The sequence below is a fragment of the Allochromatium palmeri genome (assembly GCF_009720725.1).
GTDB lineage: Bacteria > Pseudomonadota > Gammaproteobacteria > Chromatiales > Chromatiaceae > Thermochromatium > Thermochromatium palmeri.
This window is the reverse complement of the sequence record NZ_WNKT01000087.1, coordinates 2,501-5,412: the sequence shown is the minus strand read 5'-3', so window position 1 is coordinate 5,412 and position 2,912 is coordinate 2,501. Positions and strand designations below refer to the sequence as shown.

Annotated in this window: 2 rRNA genes (1 of these 2 cut by a window edge); both read right to left on the bottom strand. The window is 56.2% G+C overall.

From position 1 onward, the window contains the following. Positions 1-53: 53 nt before the first annotated feature. Positions 54-169, bottom strand: a 5S ribosomal RNA gene (gene rrf, locus GJ668_RS19190). Between the two features lie 88 nt (positions 170-257). Beyond that, a 23S ribosomal RNA gene (locus GJ668_RS19185) occupies positions 258-2,912 on the bottom strand (it continues 239 nt past the right edge of the window).

Sequence of the window (2,912 nt, the reverse complement as noted above, 5' to 3'; positions counted from 1 at the left end):
CAAAACCAAGACCCCCGCCACTGTGTAGTGGAGGGGGTAATGGAGGAAGAGGGCCCTGGCGGTGCCCTAGGTTCGCATGGGGAAGCCCCACACTAGGATCGGCGAGGGCGCGTTTCACGTCTGAGTTCGGGAAGGGATCAGGTGGTTCCGCGTCTCTATGGCCGCCAGGGAAAGGGTGGGATGGCTGATACAAAAACTGATCAGCGATCCGCGAAACGATGAGAGCGTAAGGGGTTAGTAACGCACTTGGGTGTTATATGGTCAAGCCGCACGGTCAATTAGTACGGGTTAGCTTCACACGTTGCCGCGCTTCCACATCCCGCCTATCCACGTTGTGGTCTTCAACGGACCTTTAGAGGTATCGAGTACCTGGGGAGACCTCATCTTGGGAGGGGCTTCCCGCTTAGATGCTTTCAGCGGTTATCCCGTCCGAACATAGCTACCCGGCAATGCCACTGGCGTGACAACCGGAACACCAGGGGTTCGTCCACTCCGGTCCTCTCGTACTAGGAGCAGCTTCCCTCAAGTCTCCAACGCCCACGGCAGATAGGGACCGAACTGTCTCACGACGTTCTAAACCCAGCTCGCGTACCACTTTAAATGGCGAACAGCCATACCCTTGGGACCGACTTCAGCCCCAGGATGTGATGAGCCGACATCGAGGTGCCAAACACCGCCGTCGATATGAACTCTTGGGCGGTATCAGCCTGTTATCCCCGGAGTACCTTTTATCCGTTGAGCGATGGCCCTTCCATACAGAACCACCGGATCACTATGACCTACTTTCGTACCTGCTCGACGTGTGAGTCTCGCAGTCAAGCACCCTTATGCCATTGCACTCAGAAGGTTGATTTCCGACCAACCTGAGGGTACCTTCGTGCTCCTCCGTTACACTTTGGGAGGAGACCGCCCCAGTCAAACTACCCACCATGCACGGTCCCTGACCCGGATCACGGGTCGAGGTTAGAACGTCAAACAGACCAGGGTGGTATTTCAAGGATGGCTCCACCCGAACTAGCGTCCGGGTTTCGCAGCCTCCCACCTATCCTACACAAGTCGGTTCAACGTCCAGTGCAAAGCTATAGTAAAGGTTCACGGGGTCTTTCCGTCTAGCCGCGGGGACTCGGCATCTTGACCGAGAATTCAATTTCACTGAGTCTCGGGTGGAGACAGTGCCGCCATCGTTACGCCATTCGTGCAGGTCGGAACTTACCCGACAAGGAATTTCGCTACCTTAGGACCGTTATAGTTACGGCCGCCGTTTACCGGGGCTTCGATCAAGAGCTTCTCCTTACGGATAACCCCATCAATTAACCTTCCGGCACCGGGCAGGCGTCACACCCTATACGTCCGCTTGCGCGTTTGCAGAGTGCTGTGTTTTTAATAAACAGTCGCAGCGGCCTGGTCACTGCAACCTCCTTCGGCTCGGACCGCGAGGGCCGTCACCTACACAGAGGCGCACCTTCTCCCGAAGTTACGGTGCCATTTTGCCTAGTTCCTTCACCCGAGTTCTCTCAAGCGCCTTGGGATTCTCACCCAACCCACCTGTGTCGGTTTGGGGTACGGTCAGACAACACCTGAAGCTTAGAGGCTTTTCTTGGAAGCCGGGCATCAATCACTTCGTCTCCGTGGAGACTCGTCATGGGGTCTCAGGATTGTGTCTCCGGATTTACCTAAAGACACTCCCTACACCTTTGAACCGGGACAACCAACGCCCGGATGACCTAGCCTTCTCCGTCCCCCCATCGCAGTGTTGCCTGGTGCGGGAATATTGACCCGCTTCCCATCGACTACGCCTTTCGGCCTCGCCTTAGGGGCCGACTCACCCTGCGCCGATGAACGTTGCGCAGGAACCCTTGGGTTTTCGGCGGAGGGGACTCTCACCCCTCTTGTCGTTACTTATGTCAGCATTCGCACTTCCGATACCTCCAGCCGGCTTTACAACCGACCTTCGACGGCTTACGGAACGCTCCCCTACCATGCACTTGCGTGCATCCGCAGCTTCGGTACAGACTTTAAGCCCCGTTACATCTTCCGCGCAGGCCGACTCGACCAGTGAGCTATTACGCTTTCTTTAAAGGGTGGCTGCTTCTAAGCCAACCTCCTGGCTGTCTGGGCCTTCCCACATCGTTTCCCACTGAAGTCTGATTTGGGGACCTTAGCTGGCGGTCTGGGTTGTTGCCCTTTTGACGACGGACGTTAGCACCCGCCGTCTGTCTCCCGTGATTGCACTTACTGGTATTCGGAGTTTGCATCGGTTTGGTAAGCCGGGATGGCCCCCTAGCCGAAACAGTGCTCTACCCCCAGTAGTGAGACACGAGGCGCTACCTAAATAGCTTTCGGGGAGAACCAGCTATCTCCGAGCTTGATTAGCCTTTCACTCCGACCCACAGCTCATCCGAATCTTTTTCAACAGATCCCGGTTCGGGCCTCCAGTGCGTGTTACCGCACCTTCACCCTGGCCATGGGTAGATCGCCCGGTTTCGGGTCTACTCCCAGCGACTATGGCGCCCATTTAAGACTCGCTTTCGCTACGCCTCCCCTAGTCGGTTAAGCTTGCCACTGAGAAGTAAGTCGCTGACCCATTATACAAAAGGTACGCCGTCACCCTCTTGCGAAGGCTCCGACTGCTTGTACGCACACGGTTTCAGGTTCTATTTCACTCCCCTCAACGGGGTTCTTTTCGCCTTTCCCTCACGGTACTGGTTCACTATCGGTCGGTCGGGAGTATTTAGCCTTGGAGGATGGTCCCCCCATGTTCAGACAGGATTTCACGTGTCCCGCCCTACTCGATTTCATACCAGGTTAGTTTTCGTGTACGGGGCTTTCACCCTGTGCCGCGCGACTTTCCAGACGCTTCCACTAACGGCCCTGATACTTAAGGGCTGTTCCCCGTTCGCTCGCCGCTACTG